Below are 18,050 nucleotides of genomic sequence, written 5' to 3'. Positions count from 1 at the left end.
AGGAGTAACTTTGTCAATCGCTTGGATCATCGTTCAAATTGTTGTTGGTGTTGTGTTGCTTGCGTTAGGGGCAGATCGATTTATTGCTGCTTCGGCAGCACTGGCTAGAAACTTTAAATTGCCTACATTATTGGTGGGGATTTTGCTTGTGGGCTTTGGTACCTCATTTCCAGAGCTTGTTGTATCAGCAATCGCTGCTTTTCACAATAAATCACAAATTGCGATTGGTAATGTGATTGGTTCTAATATTGCTAATATTGGCTTGGTTTTGGGGTTGGCTACACTCATCCTGCCTATAAACGTACATTCCCGTTTAATCAAGCGTGAATTTCCGATTTTAATTATCATTTCTATATTGGCAGGAGTTTTATTATGGAACGGTTATCTCTCTAGGTTCGACGGCATTATTTTATTAGTAATATTAGCATTGCATATTTATTGGGTATCTGTTTCGATTCCAAAATCAGGGGATATTCTTTTCGAGGAAGTTAAAGAGCATGAAGCCGAGAAACCTGTAAAAATGAAAACGTCTATCGCTATTGTATGGTGGGTTATCGGTTTAGGTTTATTGTTTTTAAGTTCAGACTTATTAGTGAATGGTGCTGTGGGTGCTGCTAAATTGATAGGGATTAGTGACTTAGTGATTGGTCTAACCATCGTAACTATCGGTACATCGTTACCTGAATTTGCAGCAACCATTACAAGCGCTTTGAAAAAGGAACATGATATTGCGATTGGAGGTTCTTTAAAAACTCAGTCAACTATTGACTCATATGCTTCTATAATAGAGTTATTCAGAAAGCTTGTTGGAATAATTGATTGAAGGTTTGAAATTTAGATAGAATTGTCCTGAGATTTTTATTTTTTTCTCTAAAAAACTGCTGTATTTCTTCAAAGACTGTACAAAACCGTAATGCGCAAAATATATTCTTGAATCCCTTCATCACACGCATATGTGATTTGATGCCTCGATGGGATTGCTCAATACGATTATTCAAATAGTTATTATCCCGATGGTCGGTATACTCACCAAAGACAGCTTGGATCGCAGGATAAAGGGCGGGCTCTTTATCAGTCGTGATTTGCTCAGGATAAATGCCACTCGTTTTAGCCGCCTGCTTGAAGAAGTTTTCTGCGGCCTGCTGATCTCGTACATCACTTAAATAGACATCGATCAAATCGCCCTTTTCATCAATCGCCCTGTAAAAATAACACCAACGGCCTTCAATACGTAAATAAGTACAATCGACGTGCCAACGGTCATTGGATTTTTGATACCGGCGTGCCCGTAATCTCATCCCAAGCGCCGGACCAAAACGATGCACCCAATTATGAACCGTTTGATGCGTTACATGAAAACCCCGCATCACCATTAACGCAACTACATCGTGGAGACTGACTTTAAACTGATAATAATACTGAACTACCGTCCTAACCACATCCGTTGGATACATGATAAAGTTCAACGCTGTGCCACTGCGTTGATTAAATTGCTTACCACAATCACTGCAAACAAACTGTTTATACCCTAAAGACGTCAGCTTTTTTAAACCCTTTGTAACACTTGAATCACAATGCGGACAATTCATACCGGTAGTCTCACTCAATCGTTCATTAAATGGACGAACAAAATACAGCATAGACTGAGATTTTACAAAACCGGCTGACGCTCGATTTGCCGATAATGGTGAATAATACATTTAGCGATTCGCTAGCAGACGTCAGATGTAGTTTTTTCTGCTCACTGGGTTGTTCGCGATAAAAAATCAGCAATAAAACGATATTAATTAACGACAAAACAACACCGGCCCAATACGGCGTCATCACATTAAACCATCTAACAAGATGTGAATCGGATAAATAACCGCCACCTAAAGGGCCTAACACCATCGCGAGTGTCATCGCAAATCCGATCATGGCAAGGTAAAAAGCTTTTTGTTTGCCGGTGGTAAAATCCGCAATTGCCGCTTGAGCTACCGGTTGACTGCTTGATGATGCACCGGCGATGAAGCGCCCTAACAGCAATAAAGTTAAACTGCCCGTTAGAATGCCGATAATCGGCAAAATAAATCCTATGAAAGAGCCAACCAAACACCAAAACATCGTTTTTTTGCGCCCGTATCGATCAGAGACGTTACCAATAATAGGGGCACTCAATAAAAATGCTAATGGCGATAGCGTGACTGTGATGCCATAGAGCAAATTGCGAGTGGTTAAACTTGTGGATGGTGAGAGTAATCCATATTCGCCATGAATAAATAAACGCAACAACACGGGGATCACCAAAAAATATCCCAGTGAATCGATAAAAATAACGAGAAATAAAGGAATCAGTCGGCTAGCTTTGTTATTTAAACTGTTCATAATGCGCAGCTAAAACAGATGCAACACAACCCGTGATCTTTTTTGCCATAGGAATATGCAAAAATTCATTAGGACCATGTGCATTGGATTTTGGGCCTAATACTCCCGTAATTAAAAACTGTGCGCCGGGATACATTTTGCCAAGCATGCCCATGAATGGAATGCTGCCACCCTCACCAAAATAAGCAGCCGGTTTGTCATAAAATTGCATGGAGGCTTCATTGTTAGCTTTTTTCAGCCACTCCTCTAACTTAGGTGCTTCCCAGCCGGTCCCGGGTGTATCGGGTTCGAACGTTACTTTTGCATGGTAAGGTGGATCGCGTTCGAGCTCTTTTTTAAGGGCGGCGGTCGCTTTTTCGACATCACACGTAGGCGGTACACGAAAAGAGATGCCAACCGTTAAAGATGGCACAGTAACATTGCCGGCGTTAGCCGTGGTTGGTAACCCATCCATGCCGATCACCGACAACTGTGGTCGCCAGGTTTGATTCAGCAAAAGCTCGGCGATGTCGTCTGTTATTGGTTTTACACCAGGCAGAAATGGAAATGAGTTAAAAAAGATATCCCGAACGGTTTCTGCAGTTTGACGTGCTTGTTCAACGCGGTGTTTAGGTATATCGACCATTAAATCTTTTAAAATCACTCCGCCGGTATTCGGATCTTCGAGGCGATTTAACAATTGGCGCAACACCAAAAAAGTTGAAGGTACAACGCCGCTGCCAACGCCTGAATGAATACCATTCGTTAACATTTCGATGTTTAATTTACCGGCGACAATGCCGCGCAAGGAGGTGCTGCTCCACATCTGTTCGTAATTACCGCAGCCGGTGTCCAAACAAATCACTAAATTCGGATTACCAATACGATCTTTTAATTTGGTGAGATAAAAAGGTAAATCAGCACTGCCACTTTCTTCGCAGCCCTCGATAATCACAACACAACGTGCATGGGGAATATTGTGACGTTGTAACGTAGCAATAGCGGTTAAGGACGCAAAAGAGGAATAACCATCGTCCGCGCCACCGCGACCATAAAGCTTGTCGTCTTTTAAAACGGGTTTCCACGGACCAAGGTCTGGATCCCAACCTTTCATTTCGGGTTGCTTATCCATGTGACCGTACAGCAAAACGGTTTCATCGATTTCTCCGGGGATTTCGATAAATAAAAGTGGCGTGCGACCTTCCATTTCATGCAATTCTAACTTCATGCCTTTAATAGGTTGTTTTTCACACCACGTTTTGATGAGCGCCATCGCTTTATCCATGTAGCCATGCTTTTTCCAGTCAGGATCGAAATGAACGGATTTATTGGGAATTTTGATATATTCGACTAATTCGGGGATGATGCTGTCGTCCCAGGTTTTTGATATTTCTTCATAGATTTTTTTCGCGTTTTTTTCGATGTACTGTGTGCTCATTACTGTTTCCCGATAGAAGACTGATTACCAGATGGAACTTATAAAGATGATTATTATACCCGCTGGCGCTATATAGCGCACAAGGAAGTGCCAAACATGATAAATGATCGGCTTAGTCAATTGCAACTCATTTCGGGTTTCGCGGGTTTTCATGATCCATCCGGCAAAAATGGCAAATCCTAAACCGCCGAGAGGTAAAATAACGTCCATGGGTATTGCCGTTGCAGCATCGAATACGCTGAAAACATGAAAAAATTTCACGTGCTGCCAAACATTAAATGAAAGCAGTGAGCCGATGCCTAACAACCAAGCTAAAGCACCGATCATGAGTGCGGCGATGCTTCGTTTTACTTTCAGGCGCGCCATGGTGATAGTGATTAACGGTTCTGCCAAATTAATTGAAGAAGTCCACGCAGCAAAAATCAGCAAAATAAAAAATAATCCACCAATAATGGCACCCCCGCTAATTTTTGCAAAAGCAATGGGTAAGATTTCAAACATCAAGCCCGGGCCTGATTGTGGTGGCAAATGGTAAGCAAAAACCAAAGGGAAAATCGCTAATCCAGATAAAATCGCCACCAACACATCCAATCCAGCAACAATGATAACGGCATTAGTAATATTCACTTTTTTAGGGACATAAGCGCCATACATCAACATCGCACCCGCACCAAGGGCTAACGAAAAAAACGCATGCCCCATGGCAGAGATAACAACATTAGTTGTAATTTTATGAATATTAAAATCAAATAAAAAATGCGCCGCTTTTGCAAAATCCCCAATGATCGCTGCATAAATCACAAGGACAGCCAAAATAACATACAACAAGGGCATCATAATTTTGGTGGCGCGCTCCAAACCCTGTTGGACGCCGCAAACGATCACGCCCATCGTCATCACCATAAACAGCGTGTGCCATCCTAACAAATGCCAAGGGTTAGATAAAAAATCCTGCCAAATATGGCTAATTTGAGTGGGGTTTAAATGTGTGAATTCACCACTAAGGCTGCGAAATAAGTAGGCAATACACCAGCCAGACACAGCGCTATAGAAAGACAAGACGAGTAGCAATGCAAATGCGCCCCACAAACCCAAAATTCCCCAATGCCTAGAGTGGCCATTTTCCTCAGCCACAACAGCAAGTGAATCGATTGGATTTCGTCGTCCACGACGGCCGATAAGGATTTCAGCCGTCATGATGGTTAACCCAATTATAACTACGCAGATCAGATAAATGATAACAAAGGCGCTGCCGCCATTAACGCCGGCCATATAGGGAAAGCGCCAGATATTGCCTAATCCGACCGCCGCACCCGTTGCCGCAAGGATAAAGGCCCATTTAGACGACCATTGGTCTTGAAGTGGTTTGCTAATGGATTTGTCCATGTTGAATTGTACTGCCTTAGCGTTATGCGTGGGGCATCATTCTGGCACTAGGGTGTTTGAAGCGCAAGAGATTAGGGGCCGAGTGGTGGAGAATCGCTAGGGGTTTTGATCGGTTCTTCTGGAATTATAATCCACAGAATAATATAGGCAAAAAACGTACTGAACGCGACGATTAAAAGCACGACGAAGATAATGCGCATCCAGGTTGGATCGATGTTGAAGTAATCTGCGAGGCCCGAACAAACGCCGCCGATCATGCGTTCTTTACGAGAGCGGTATAAACGTTTTTTAGGTGTTTCAATATCCATATTCTTAGCATATACGTAGAATAGGGTTTTGTAAAATCTCAGTCTATGCTGTATTTTGTTCGTCCATTTAATGAACGATTGAGTGAGACTACCGGTATGAATTGTCCGCATGGCTTTGTTGCCTAACTAAAACATGAACAATCTATGTAATTTTTGCTGTCTATATTATAATCAGCACCCCAGGGTTTTCAAGCAGAAGGCGGTTCATATGCCAAATAAATATCCAAACAAAAAAGGCTGGACGATTCCCAAGCAGAAATACAAGGTGAGCAATTGGCGTGAATATAATAATGCATTACGCAATCGTGCCAATATTGAAATCTGGATATCCGATGATATTATTCATTCGTGGTATGAAAAAGATCGTGTGTATGATGGCAAAGGCGCACCCCAAAAGTTCACGGATCTTGCGATCATTACGTGCCATGAAATTCGGCAAGTTTTTCGTTTAGCGTTGAGGCAATGTCAAGGGTTTATGAATTCAATTTTCAAGATGAAAGCCCTTAATATAAAATCACCGGATTACAGTTGCTTGTCAAAACGGTTAGCGCTTTTAACTATTCAGTCGCCTCGTTACAGGAAAACGGAATCGGCAGATAAAAGCGTTGTGGCTATCGCCCTTGACTCCACTGGGTTAAAACGGTTTGGCAGAGGTGAATGGCATCAGGAAACATATACATTATCAGCCAAACGGAGTTGGCGTAAATTGCATATAGCCGTTGATAATAAACATATTATTCATGGTAATGATTTAACGGATCGCTTTACGGCGGATTGCCAAAGCGTTGCAACGTTATCAAAGCAACTTACTTGCAAAGTGGGCCATGTCAGCGCCGATGGTGCCTACGATAAGAATCCTGTTTATGAAATATTATCAAATTACTTTAAAGGAGCCGCTATAATAATGCCGCCTGATAGTGATGCTGTTTATGATAAAAATAATCATACACAACGTAATGGTAATGTTAAGCAACTAAAAGCATTGGGCCGAATGGCTTGGCAACGAATAAGACAATACGGTTATCGGAATTATTCAGAGTTGGCGATTCAACGCTACAAAAGAATATTGGGTAGTACGTTACATGCTCGAGATTTTGTACGGCAAAAAATCGAATCAATGATCGGTTGTGGTGTGTTAAATAAAATGACACGGCTAGGAATGCCGGCGAGTTATCGTTGCGCCCGATGCGCGCCATGGAGAGCGAAGCGAAGGCGCGTATTCCGCGGTAGGCTCGGATTTTTTGCCGAGCGTAAGCGACTGCAAAAAATCTTTACGAGCCGTCAAGTCATTTGAGAGCCCGTGCGTAGTCGAGCCGTGAGGTCGCGGAGCGCGGGCGACGAGGACGTCCGCGGCTATTTAAGTTGTCGCGTATTGCGAGTCGATTATTGACAGGGATGGCAATAATCTATCACGAGCATCGCGACACGCTTGTAAATTTTGCGACACAGACAAAGCCGTGAGGTTAGGCAACAAAGCCTCAACGCTAAACGAAAAACTTGCCGAATTTCATGGCACGTAATGATCGCAAGATCCGTGAACTTTTGGGGTGCGCCTTTGCCATCATACACACGATCTTTTTCATACCACGAATGAATAATATCATCGGATATCCAGATTTCAATATTGGCACGATTGCGTAATGCATTATTATATTCACGCCAATTGCTCACCTTGTATTTCTGCTTGGGAATCGTCCAGCCTTTTTTGTTTGGATATTTATTTGGCATATGAACCGCCTTCTGCTTGAAAATCCTGGGGTGCTGATTATAATATAGACAGCAAAAATTACATAGATTGTTCATGTTTTAGTTAGGCAACAAAGCCCGTTACATGCTCGAGATTTTGTACGGCAAAAAATCGAATCAATGATCGGTTGTGGTGTTTTAAATAACAAGCGTGTCGCGATGCTCGTGATAGATTATTGCCATCCCTGTCAATAATCGACTCGCAATACGCGACAACTTAAATAGCCGCGGACGTCCTCGTCGCCCGCGCTCCGCGACCTCACGGCTCGACTACGCACGGGCTCTCAAATGACTTGACGGCTCGTAAAGATTTTTTGCAGTCGCTTACGCTCGGCAAAAAATCCGAGCCTACCGCGGAATACGCGCCTTCGCTTCGCTCTCCATGGCGCGCATCGAATGACACGGCTAGGAATGCCGGCGAGTTATCGTTGCGCCTAAATTTTGCGACACAGACAAAGCCGTGAGGTTAGGCAACAAAGCCATTTAGTCATGTAAAATTAAACATAATTAGTTGGTTATAACACTTTCATTGTCTAACGATTTTGGCCAGAACCGCATTAAAGTGCATCATAAGTGATTGAATCTGAGATTTCAATTAGACAGAGCAGGGGCTCATAATATTTGCATTTAAAATTAGACCTTCTGTGAAAATCAAATTTTGAACAATTTTAGCGACGCAAGTAATTGCTTTTATTGGAAGCCAAAAGTTCAATTTTTAGTTTCGCAGGAGGTCTGGTAAATACCCTCGTTTTCATTGAAAAAAATAGAAAAATTAATTTTTCCTTAACTGGTTAAATAGTGAAATTTTTTGTACTTTATTTTCGTGAGCAATGATTAGGGCGCGTTGTTTTACACTTAAGCCCTAAATAAAGCGCCCCATTAAGAAAAAATTAAGTGAGGAAAATATGAATAGACAAAATACTGATGAGCACCCTGCATCTACTGTAAAGCATAGTGCATCAGGTTCAGAGCCTAACATCCTATCAGCTAAAAGAATAAAAAAGAAAATGCTATTCCTGCTGGATTGTCAGAGTTACGCTGAGGGTGTTCTTGCGCAATTACCCCTTGATTCTAGAACGTTAAAAAGTGATGCCTTTCGTGATCAGGGGGAGCTAATTAGTACAATACAACGCTCCATGATAGCATCCAAAAACAGTGCAAAGGAGTTGGCCGCTCTAGAGCAAGCTCGACGAGCGTTCATGGCCGCACACTTCGAAGCCTCAGCTTGTCGTGGTATACAGGAGAGTAGGGTTAAGGACGGCTTACCTTCCAATTCAAGAACGACGCAGAATAATTTGCGTAGACAGGGGGTTTATGAACCATGTGATTTGCGTAGACAGGGGGTTTATGCACCATTTGATTCTCCTTTATTTGCAGGGCATCTTGCTCATACTAAGAGTCGAAGACGAAACCCCCAACTGCAGGACTGTGCTTCCAGTCCACAACCCGAAGACAGTAGCAGTAGTGGCCTGTTGCCCCTACCTGCCGCCCCTAGTGTTAATACACTTATCACTTCGATGGGGGCTTGTTCTTTGGAAGAATTGGAAGAATCAAACTACACATCAGAAGCACATTCTACTTTATGCGCGGAACTGCAGAGTGCAAGGACCAAGTTAAAAAAGCGTGATAACCCGGCCCCTAAAAATGTCAGAACTGGTGTTCAAGGTTGCGTGAATCATATCGGAGCTATTTTAATGGACCAGGTTCAGTTTCGAGAAAGTACCCTTTATAGTCATCCCGATAGTCAGCGATCTTCGTTTTTCGAGGAGTGCGGCAACGAGTTCCATAGTAACACTACTCTACCCATACGCAGCCTTGCCAGTCCTTCTAACCTCCAAAGTACTAATCCCAATGGATTGTTTGCTAATAAGTCACATAGTGAAGGATTCAAGGTTGTAAACAAGCAGAAAATACATATACCTAGTGGTTCTGAAAATGATTTAAAGCGTTATCTTCAAAAGCAGAACGCCAAGCGGGGATGTTGCGAAACAATATTATTTGCGAATCCAAGTGAGGACACAGAGTATTGGGGTGAAGAAAAAGATCAGGGCGAAAGCGTAGTCTTTGGTGCACGTTAGATTAAGGGTTGACTACTACAAACTAGGCTGGTGTAGACTGCCTTAGTTTTTCGTAGTGTCCTCAGGATTTGGCAAAACAGGCAACTGAGATTTTCTGAACCCACCTACCACAGCCTGCACGGTGCCGCCGATGAAGTTCGGAATCGTTTTCCGACCGAAAACGGCGGCACAAATCATGGCTAAAATGTTTTCTTGAAACGGCGTTAGGCTGTGCCAAAGGCCCAACGCATACTGATGGAAATCAGGACCAAAGAATCCTGACCAAAAGGGTGAAGAGAATAAGACAAATGACAGAAAGCGTAACGGTTTGTCCTTATCGACTAACGGCTTTGTTGCCTAACCTCACGGCTTTGTCTGTGTCGCAAAATTTAGGCGCAACGATAACTCGCCGGCATTCCTAGCCGTGTCATTTTATTTAACACACCACAACCGATCATTGATTCGATTTTTTGCCGTACAAAATCTCGAGCATGTAACGTACTACCCAATATTCTTTTGTAGCGTTGAATCGCCAACTCTGAATAATTCCGATAACCGTATTGTCTTATTCGTTGCCAAGCCATTCGGCCCAATGCTTTTAGTTGCTTAACATTACCATTACGTTGTGTATGATTATTTTTATCATAAACAGCATCACTATCAGGCGGCATTATTATAGCGGCTCCTTTAAAGTAATTTGATAATATTTCATAAACAGGATTCTTATCGTAGGCACCATCGGCGCTGACATGGCCCACTTTGCAAGTAAGTTGCTTTGATAACGTTGCAACGCTTTGGCAATCCGCCGTAAAGCGATCCGTTAAATCATTACCATGAATAATATGTTTATTATCAACGGCTATATGCAATTTACGCCAACTCCGTTTGGCTGATAATGTATATGTTTCCTGATGCCATTCACCTCTGCCAAACCGTTTTAACCCAGTGGAGTCAAGGGCGATAGCCACAACGCTTTTATCTGCCGATTCCGTTTTCCTGTAACGAGGCGACTGAATAGTTAAAAGCGCTAACCGTTTTGACAAGCAACTGTAATCCGGTGATTTTATATTACAAGCGTGTCGCGATGCTCGTGATAGATTATTGCCATCCCTGTCAATAATCGACTCGCAATACGCGACAACTTAAATAGCCGCGGACGTCCTCGTCGCCCGCGCTCCGCGACCTCACGGCTCGACTACGCACGGGCTCTCAAATGACTTGACGGCTCGTAAAGATTTTTTGCAGTCGCTTACGCTCGGCAAAAAATCCGAGCCTACCGCGGAATACGCGCCTTCGCTTCGCTCTCCATGGCGCGCATCGAGGGCTTTCATCTTGAAAATTGAATTCATAAACCCTTGACATTGCCTCAACGCTAAACGAAAAACTTGCCGAATTTCATGGCACGTAATGATCGCAAGATCCGTGAACTTTTGGGGTGCGCCTTTGCCATCATACACACGATCTTTTTCATACCACGAATGAATAATATCATCGGATATCCAGATTTCAATATTGGCACGATTGCGTAATGCATTATTATATTCACGCCAATTGCTCACCTTGTATTTCTGCTTGGGAATCGTCCAGCCTTTTTTGTTTGGATATTTATTTGGCATATGAACCGCCTTCTGCTGGAAAACCCTGGGGTGCTGATTATAATATAGACAGCAAAAATTACATAGATTGTTCATGTTTTAGTTAGGCAACAAAGCCTTCAATTGCTTAGTGTATGGAGTTAACCCATACACTGATGCGCCAAATTCACTAAATCCGCTACCGACTTCGCAGCCATTTTCCGCATGATTTTAGATCGGTGAATTTCGACAGTATTGGGGCTTATACCTAAGTGCTTTGCAATTTCCTTCGTCGATTGGCCTGACACCACTAATTGCATCACTTCATTTTCTCGGGGTGTCAAACGCTTCACGCGGCTGAGAATCTCGCGTTGATGCTCGTGATGATCACGATCCAGCAAGTCTCGTTTGATGGCTTTGTGTATAGCCTCGATGAGCACTTCCGTATTAACAGGTTTTGTCAAAAAATCTATCGCCTGACCTTTCATCGCGCGCACCACACTTGGCACATCACCGTGGCTGCTGATGAATATAATCGGAATAGTCATCTGACGATTGGCCAGTTCCTCTTGCAGCTCAAGTCCGCTCATTTTTGGCATCCGGAGATCCAATACGAGACAGCCACTTTGTTTCGGAGAAAAAGTGTCTAAAAACTCGAGAGGATCAGAATAGGTGATGACTCGATATCCGATACCTTCCACTATATTCTTCATAGACTTGGTAATTATGGCGTCATCGTCAACGATATGAACAATTGATTCACGCATGTTCCTAACCTTCCTCAATGCTTCCACTGCACGGGTCCTATCTCTAATTATACTCCAACCAAGTTACACTTTCTAAAAGCCTGGCTAGTCCACGGAGTAAGGGTTCTTGAGCTTCTCGTAATAGGCTAATCGCTTGCGCACAACTTGCTCCCAGCTAAACTCAGCGGCAGAGTCTAATGCTTCTCGGCATAATCGTTGATATTCATCTGGAGACGCATCCAATACCCCTAAAATATTGGACTTTGGATAAATAAAATCCCTTGCCAGTTAGGACAATAATCAAAAAATGTGAGTTTCTAAATCTTAAGCTGTTTTTTGCAGCAATTCGTAGAATTTCTCAGGTGTAAAATTTATTTTATCCAACCATGATTTTACTATCCCAATCAAATCCTCTATTTTTTCAGGGTCTGAGTTTTGCGTCTTTTCTTCAGTCCTCTGAATCGTTTTAATTTTTGAGTTGCTATTTTTGAAAATAGCAGGATGTCGCGTGCGTTTCCGCTGCGTATCACCTTTGGTTCTGCCTTGCGGATTACCGCGTGGTTTGCAGAGATTAGCAGGCGTGCCAACGGTATCAAGCACCGTAGAAAAACCCCGTTGCGTTTGTGAAGGGGTCGCAGTTATTGATGGTTTTTCGTTATCCACTTGGAAGCTCGGCAAATACCGCTCCCATTTTTTCGGTAAAATCGGGGCAAGATTCCTCGCTAGATAAAGTTGCGTATACGCTAATGCTGTCATCCGCCACCAATCTTCTTCGTGCTTAACATCCGGTGTTTGGTATCGGTCAAATAACAGTTTGTCTTTATCAAAACGAAAGTAGTGTTCAATGTCATAGCGTCTATCGTAATAGTGATACGCTTCTAATGCTGTGATTTCATTACGTCGTTCACCAGCGAGTCCTAACCAGAGTGGATTTTTATATAAAGATTTACCGTTAGCATCAACCGCAACCAATTGCACAACAGTAACAGGATGCTCATATCCTTTAAATTGCTTTGAACCACGCAGTAATTGGTCACGCCATATTTTAATCTCCAATTGGTAAGTTTTGCCACTGCGGGTTGTAATGGGTTGCTGCACAATCTCATCGGATTCACGGTGAGTCGTGCTGTCGTTTAGTTTCATCGCATCACCATAGCGTTTTATACTTCCTGAGGTATTATCTTCTATTGATGCGGGCGCGAAAACATTACGGGTACTGTTAAAACGGAAAAGATGTACCCAATTGGGATTTTCGCTAACCAGTTTACGGCAAGCTTCTGTACCATATTTTGAATCAGCCACGCTAACCACCAATTTATGAGTAAGCGCTAAGTCTGCAATACAACGGTTAATTTGCTGCATCCCAACTACATTGCCTTTTTCATCGCTTTTAACGCGCCTCGTATCCAGTGGAACTAACCAATGCTTTTCTTGAGCTGCACCATCATTGGGCAATAGTGATACCGTTGAATATTCATGTCCAATGGTAATCGGTTTGTTACCCGGTGCTGGATTAGGGCTGTAAACCACATGGCGATCTTCAACACAGTGTGCACTTTGACGCGACTGTGGTGTCGTATCCGCAATAATGATCACACGGTCATCGCTATGACTCACATGTTCATATTGTATTTTCATCATGCTATCCCAACAATTTGCTACCGACAAACCATCGCTAATCGCATCGGTAATACTACTGTATTCACGTTCAAAGTATGGCGATTCACATAATTCTATAGGTGTTTTGCAGCGATGGCCATGGCTTGAAAGGGCATCGAGTAAATTCATATTGGCATCGCGTCGCGCGGGGAAGATGTTGTAGAGGAATGTACGGAATTGTTTTAGTTTTTCTGTCGCTCCGATGCGAGCCATGGAGAGGCGAAGCCGATGGCGAGTATTCCGCGGCAGCCGCCGATTTTTGACAGAGCGGAGTGCCGAAGGAACGGAGTTCCGTAGGCAGCGTAGCGAGTGGCAAAAATCTGTAGGCGGCGTCGAGTCATCTGGAGACAGTGCGCAGTCGGCCGCGAGGTCGCGGAGCGCTGTCGACGGGGACGTCCGCGGCTATTTAGGTTGTCGCGTATTGCGAGTCGATTATTGACAGGGATGCCAATAATCTATCACGAGCATCGCGACACACTTCAACATCGTTTGTTCCTTATTTTATTTTTTCGAACAAACGTTGTTTACAACGTAAAATTTTTTTTTCGGTTTCTATGTCAAGCAATTTTTAATTATTTTTATAAATTTATCCAAAGTCCAATAAAATAGCCTTTGCCAATTGCCTTGGATTTTCGGATGGAACTACCGCCGCCGTCGCATATCGAGCAACGTTTGCCGATTCGGTCATCACGATAGGCGTTCCACACGCAATGGTTTCTAAACCAGCGATGCAAAACCCTTCGGAGCGCGAAGGCACAACACCGAGGTCCGATATATTATTTATTTTCGCGACTTCTTCAGATGTTCGATGCCCTAATTGATGCACGTTATCAAAACAGTATTTCTTACGATCTTCACCAGATAAAATGTCATTAATATTCCCCGATCCCATAATTAAAACATGAACATCACGACGCTCCTGTATATAACGATTGGCTTGCAGTAAAATGTCAATCCCTTTGGTTCGCGATAATTTTCCCGAGAAACATAAAATTTTTGCCGCATTCGGTATCGACAAACCAAACTCTGACAACACCGCATTTCGAGCTAATTGTTAACACTTAAAAATACGTTGGTCATAGCCACAAGGGATAACAATAACTTTATCTTTGCTTACCCCATAAGTTTTAATCACGTTTTTTTTAACGGGCTCTGACACAGCAAATATAAACTGTGCATCACAGGCCGATTGCCTAGTAATCTCTCGCATCGTTGGATCAAATTCATACGCTAATTGATCACTATTATGCGCAACCACAATGTAAGGATAGTTAAGCTGATCAACCACATAATCCATCGCCCAAATATGCTGGCATTCAATCACGTCGGGTTGAAAATCGGAAATGACGTGATGAAGACGCTCTTGCAAACTCGAAAAATAGAGCTCCCACTCTGACTTTGTTAATTGATTAAATGTTTTGGCGTTTGGACTGCGTGGGTTAGGATCGGGAAGCATCAATGGAAATGTATTCAATCGCGCTGCACCATTTTCCAACGGATAATGCCAGATTTCGAATAAACTCGGATGGCTGTAATAGTAGTCTAAATCGCGGCTTGCCACGTGACTATCGGGGAAAAAGATTTTGACTTGATCGCCCTGTTCCAACAAGGCATTTGCAACACCCTTTGCAACTTGAAAACTACCTGTTCCCCAGGACCCTGTGCAAGCGTGTCGCGATGCTCGTGATAGATTATTGCCATCCCTGTCAATAATCGACTCGCAATACGCGACAACTTAAATAGCCGCGGACGTCCTCGTCGCCCGCGCTCCGCGACCTCACGGCTCGACTACGCACGGGCTCTCAAATGACTTGACGGCTCGTAAAGATTTTTTGCAGTCGCTTACGCTCGGCAAAAAATCCGAGCCTACCGCGGAATACGCGCCTTCGCTTCGCTCTCCATGGCGCGCATCGACCGTTAATAATATTTTCATGATTCTTCCTTGAACTATTCCATAGTATCGACTTATGTTATAGTCATCAACCCATTAGCTAACAACCTCAAACACGATGCTCCCTCATAGCAACTATGACGTTTTAATCATTGGTAGTGGCGCTGCAGGTTTGGCCCTGGCGCTCACCTTGAGTGACCACGCGCGTGTAGCCATTCTCAGCAAAGATGACTTGATGGCTGGCTCATCACAACGCGCACAAGGCGGAATAGCAGCCGTGATGAGCGCAGAAGATAGCATCGAGTCTCACGTCCAAGACACATTAAAAGCCGGTGCAGGACTCTGTGATCCTGAGGTCGTTCAATACACAGCAGCTCATGCAAAATCAGCCATCATGTGGCTTATCGATCACGGTGTACAGTTTACAGTTGCATCAGAACAAGGAGACTATCATCTCACACGAGAAGGCGGTCATAGTCATCGTCGAATTTTACACGCAGCCGATCGCACCGGTGCTGTTGTTGTAAAAACATTAGCGGAACAAGTGAGCGAGCATCCCAACATTGATTGTTTAACCCAACATACAGTGATCGATCTCATTGTGCAAAAACAGCAATGTTACGGCGCTTATATTTACGATGGAAGTAAACATCAAGAAAAAATAATACAAGCAAAACATATTATTTTAGCTACGGGTGGCGCTAGTTCGCTCTATTTACACACCAGCAACTCCAATCAAACAACCGGCGATGGCATAGCGATGGCATGGCGTGCTGGCTGTCGCGTTGCTAATTTAGAATTCAATCAATTTCATCCAACGTGTTTGTATCATCCTGAAGCTAACCGCTTCTTAATTACAGAAGTCGTTCGAGGCGAGGGAGGTTATTTAAAACTCCCCAACGGTAAACGCTTTATGCAGCAATACGATGAACGCGCTGAAATGGCCCCCCGCGATATTGTCACGAGAGCCATCGATGCAGAAATGAAAAAAAATAATATCGAGTGTGTTTATCTCGACATCAGTCATCGCTCCGCCGATTTTATTGAAAACACTTTCCCAACAATTTTTAAACAATGTAAAAAATTTGGCATTGATATCACCAAACAACCCATTCCCGTTGTACCTGCCGCGCATTATACCTGTGGCGGTGTCGTCACTAATTTGCATGGTGAGACAGACATAAAAAATCTTTATGCCATCGGCGAAGTCGCTTATACCGGATTGCATGGCGCCAATCGTATGGCCAGCAATTCATTATTAGAGTGCTTGGTGTTTGCTGCTAATGCAAGCTGCGCAATCAAGCAAAAATTAATGAATAAAAATAATATAGCGTTACCCATTATTCCAAAAATTTCACATCATGCATACGATCACTCATTAGATATCGAATCACTCGAATTACAAATTCGTAAAATATTATGGAATAATGTCGGCATCGTCCGAAGTAACGCTCTCTTACAAGAAGCTTCAGAAAAAATCGCCGCTATCTGTGCACAAATCAATTCCGCTTATCACCATACAGCACTTAGTAATCAGCTTATCGAGGTGCGCAACATGGCTATCGTCGCGCAATTAATCATAGGCTGCGCGCAAAGTCGGCATGAAAGCCGTGGCCTTCACTATAATATCGATTATCCTAACACCAACGAGAAAGCAGAAAATACTCTATTACATCCAACTGCATCATCGCTTGATTATGTTACTGCGCAATCGTTGCAAATCCTTTGAAGGAAAACTGTCTGGGAATAAACAGAGTGAGTATTTCTTATGAGTCTCTCGGCAGCGAAAATTCAAAATCATCAAATAACGCGTTACAAGGCTATTATCTTCAAGCACAGCTATTGTTGAAACACCATCCTTTAAAACCAGCCGCCATTGATGCGAGTTTTCTTGTGAAAATTCAGCAACAAGCGTGTCGCGATGCTCGTGATAGATTATTGCCATCCCTGTCAATAATCGACTCGCAATACGCGACAACTTAAATAGCCGCGGACGTCCTCGTCGCCCGCGCTCCGCGACCTCACGGCTCGACTACGCACGGGCTCTCAAATGACTTGACGGCTCGTAAAGATTTTTTGCAGTCGCTTACGCTCGGCAAAAAATCCGAGCCTACCGCGGAATACGCGCCTTCGCTTCGCTCTCCATGGCGCGCATCGTAGGATTTCGGGCGTGATAAAAACAATAAATGGCGACACTCACACTCAATAACAATTTAACCCACATCGGCATCGTGGTCAGCATTAAACAAACCACTGCGCCGCCATTCATGGCAATCAGTATACTTAAAAAATATTTTGAAAAACGAGATTGATAAATACTATTAATCCTCATCGGGCAGTAAATCAGGACGCAATATCCAATTCAATATCCAACGATGTTCGTATTGCTCAAGACAAACAATAGTCCCAGGCGGAAAACGAACAATATTATATCCATCGTCATTTAATATGAGTGCGCTTACCAATTGAGACATAAACGGCATGTGGCCCACTAACATGGTGTCATCGTGCCAATTTTGTAGTATTTCAACGAGTGGTGTAACGGCACGACTGGGCTCTAATAAATCTGTTGCCTCAACCGACTGCCCATTCATGACAGCATTCGCTAAAATCAGTGCAGTTTGTTCGGCGCGCAATTTACCGCTATGCATAATATGAGAGACATGAACACCGCGATGGGCCAAATATTCAGCCACCTTGGCTACCTCCTGCTTGCCCTGCTCATTGAGCGGGCGCTCGCCTTTGGTATCGGGTTCTGACTCAGCATGTCCGTGACGGACACAGTATAGTTTCATTCGTTCTCCAAGTTCGTTATCAGGAGCTAAATTCTATACCTACTAGAGGCTCAAAAGTACCTCTCGAAACCTACTTTTAGCATAACTTTCAATTGCGGCAAAGAAAG

At 43.4% G+C, this 18,050-nt stretch carries 18 protein-coding genes and 2 pseudogenes; 6 read left to right on the top strand and 14 right to left on the bottom strand.

Annotated elements, in window-relative coordinates:
• Positions 1 to 10: 10 nt before the first annotated feature.
• Positions 11 to 823, top strand: coding sequence for a calcium/sodium antiporter (locus ACJMKR_RS09710; protein WP_423062881.1), 813 nt, complete (start codon positions 11 to 13; stop codon positions 821 to 823).
• On the opposite strand, the gene ACJMKR_RS09705 is transcribed toward ACJMKR_RS09710, so the two are convergent.
• The 5 genes from ACJMKR_RS09705 to ACJMKR_RS09685 form a co-directional block, all read right to left on the bottom strand.
• Positions 795 to 1,640, bottom strand: coding sequence for an IS6 family transposase (locus tag ACJMKR_RS09705; RefSeq protein WP_423062880.1), 846 nt, complete (start codon positions 1,638 to 1,640; stop codon positions 795 to 797). The genes ACJMKR_RS09710 and ACJMKR_RS09705 overlap by 29 nt on opposite strands.
• Positions 1,615 to 2,364, bottom strand: a complete 750-nt coding sequence (locus ACJMKR_RS09700; protein ID WP_423062879.1) for an MFS transporter — start codon at positions 2,362 to 2,364, stop codon at positions 1,615 to 1,617. The genes ACJMKR_RS09705 and ACJMKR_RS09700 overlap by 26 nt, the downstream gene beginning before the upstream one ends.
• Positions 2,348 to 3,781: a M20 family metallopeptidase gene (locus ACJMKR_RS09695; protein WP_423062878.1), complete on the bottom strand. Its 1,434-nt coding sequence runs from the start codon at positions 3,779 to 3,781 to the stop codon at positions 2,348 to 2,350. The genes ACJMKR_RS09700 and ACJMKR_RS09695 overlap by 17 nt, the downstream gene beginning before the upstream one ends.
• A 24-nt stretch (positions 3,782 to 3,805) precedes the next feature.
• Positions 3,806 to 5,167 carry a sodium-dependent transporter gene (locus tag ACJMKR_RS09690; protein WP_423062877.1) on the bottom strand — a complete coding sequence of 454 codons (1,362 nt, stop codon included), beginning with the start codon at positions 5,165 to 5,167 and terminating at the stop codon, positions 3,806 to 3,808.
• Positions 5,168 to 5,238: 71 nt separating this feature from the next.
• Complete coding sequence (locus ACJMKR_RS09685; RefSeq protein ID WP_423062876.1) at positions 5,239 to 5,475, bottom strand: PspC domain-containing protein; 237 nt, start codon at positions 5,473 to 5,475, stop codon at positions 5,239 to 5,241.
• A gap of 208 nt (positions 5,476 to 5,683) precedes the next feature.
• Between ACJMKR_RS09685 and ACJMKR_RS09680 the strand changes: the two are divergent.
• Positions 5,684 to 6,658, top strand: a pseudogene (locus ACJMKR_RS09680) (IS5 family transposase); the annotation flags it as partial.
• A 293-nt stretch (positions 6,659 to 6,951) separates the two neighbouring features.
• Here ACJMKR_RS09680 and ACJMKR_RS09675 read toward each other — a convergent pair.
• Positions 6,952 to 7,203 (bottom strand): annotated as a pseudogene (locus ACJMKR_RS09675) (transposase); the annotation flags it as partial.
• Between the two features lie 311 nt (positions 7,204 to 7,514).
• Here ACJMKR_RS09675 and ACJMKR_RS09670 point away from each other — a divergent pair.
• Positions 7,515 to 7,685 (top strand): hypothetical protein, encoded by a 171-nt coding sequence (locus tag ACJMKR_RS09670; protein WP_423062875.1) that lies wholly within the window; start codon positions 7,515 to 7,517, stop codon positions 7,683 to 7,685.
• 441 nt (positions 7,686 to 8,126) lie between these two features.
• A complete protein-coding gene (locus tag ACJMKR_RS09665; RefSeq protein WP_423062874.1) occupies positions 8,127 to 9,299 on the top strand; it encodes a hypothetical protein in 1,173 nt (390 codons plus the stop codon).
• Positions 9,300 to 9,667: 368 nt separating this feature from the next.
• Here ACJMKR_RS09665 and ACJMKR_RS09660 read toward each other — a convergent pair whose 3' ends face one another.
• The 6 genes from ACJMKR_RS09660 to ACJMKR_RS09635 all read right to left on the bottom strand — a co-directional run bounded on the left by ACJMKR_RS09660 (position 9,668) and on the right by ACJMKR_RS09635 (position 14,866).
• Positions 9,668 to 10,321: an IS5 family transposase gene (locus ACJMKR_RS09660; protein WP_423062873.1), complete on the bottom strand. Its 654-nt coding sequence runs from the start codon at positions 10,319 to 10,321 to the stop codon at positions 9,668 to 9,670.
• 141 nt (positions 10,322 to 10,462) lie between these two features.
• Positions 10,463 to 10,894, bottom strand: a complete 432-nt coding sequence (locus ACJMKR_RS09655) for a transposase (protein WP_423062872.1) — start codon at positions 10,892 to 10,894, stop codon at positions 10,463 to 10,465.
• Between the two features lie 119 nt (positions 10,895 to 11,013).
• Positions 11,014 to 11,619, bottom strand: a complete 606-nt coding sequence (locus ACJMKR_RS09650; RefSeq protein WP_423062871.1) for a response regulator transcription factor — start codon at positions 11,617 to 11,619, stop codon at positions 11,014 to 11,016.
• Between the two features lie 303 nt (positions 11,620 to 11,922).
• Positions 11,923 to 13,470 (bottom strand): transposase, encoded by a 1,548-nt coding sequence (locus ACJMKR_RS09645; protein ID WP_423062870.1) that lies wholly within the window; start codon positions 13,468 to 13,470, stop codon positions 11,923 to 11,925.
• A 373-nt stretch (positions 13,471 to 13,843) separates the two neighbouring features.
• A complete protein-coding gene (locus ACJMKR_RS09640; protein ID WP_423062869.1) occupies positions 13,844 to 14,290 on the bottom strand; it encodes a glycosyltransferase in 447 nt (148 codons plus the stop codon).
• A gap of 21 nt (positions 14,291 to 14,311) precedes the next feature.
• A complete protein-coding gene (locus ACJMKR_RS09635) occupies positions 14,312 to 14,866 on the bottom strand; it encodes a glycosyltransferase family 4 protein (protein ID WP_423062868.1) in 555 nt (184 codons plus the stop codon).
• 202 nt (positions 14,867 to 15,068) lie between these two features.
• On the opposite strand from ACJMKR_RS09635, the gene ACJMKR_RS09630 reads away from it, so the two are divergent.
• Together ACJMKR_RS09630 and nadB are read left to right on the top strand one after the other, a co-directional pair.
• Complete coding sequence (locus tag ACJMKR_RS09630; protein ID WP_423062867.1) at positions 15,069 to 15,203, top strand: hypothetical protein; 135 nt, start codon at positions 15,069 to 15,071, stop codon at positions 15,201 to 15,203.
• Between the two features lie 63 nt (positions 15,204 to 15,266).
• On the top strand, positions 15,267 to 16,877 hold the full coding sequence (nadB, locus tag ACJMKR_RS09625; protein ID WP_423062866.1) for an L-aspartate oxidase: 1,611 nt from the start codon (positions 15,267 to 15,269) through the stop codon (positions 16,875 to 16,877).
• On the opposite strand, the gene ACJMKR_RS09620 is transcribed toward nadB, so the two are convergent.
• Together ACJMKR_RS09620 and sixA are read right to left on the bottom strand one after the other, a co-directional pair.
• Positions 16,833 to 17,093, bottom strand: a complete 261-nt coding sequence (locus ACJMKR_RS09620) for a protein YgfX (RefSeq protein WP_423062864.1) — start codon at positions 17,091 to 17,093, stop codon at positions 16,833 to 16,835. The genes nadB and ACJMKR_RS09620 overlap by 45 nt on opposite strands.
• Before the next feature lie 376 nt (positions 17,094 to 17,469).
• Positions 17,470 to 17,943: a phosphohistidine phosphatase SixA gene (gene sixA / locus ACJMKR_RS09615; protein WP_423062863.1), complete on the bottom strand. Its 474-nt coding sequence runs from the start codon at positions 17,941 to 17,943 to the stop codon at positions 17,470 to 17,472.
• Positions 17,944 to 18,050: the final 107 nt, after the last annotated feature.

The sequence above is a fragment of the Candidiatus Paracoxiella cheracis genome, assembly GCF_049348705.1.
Taxonomy (GTDB): domain Bacteria; phylum Pseudomonadota; class Gammaproteobacteria; order Coxiellales; family Coxiellaceae; genus Paracoxiella; species Paracoxiella cheracis.
The sequence above is the reverse complement of the archived record's forward strand: the minus strand, read 5'-3'. Positions and strand labels throughout refer to the sequence as shown.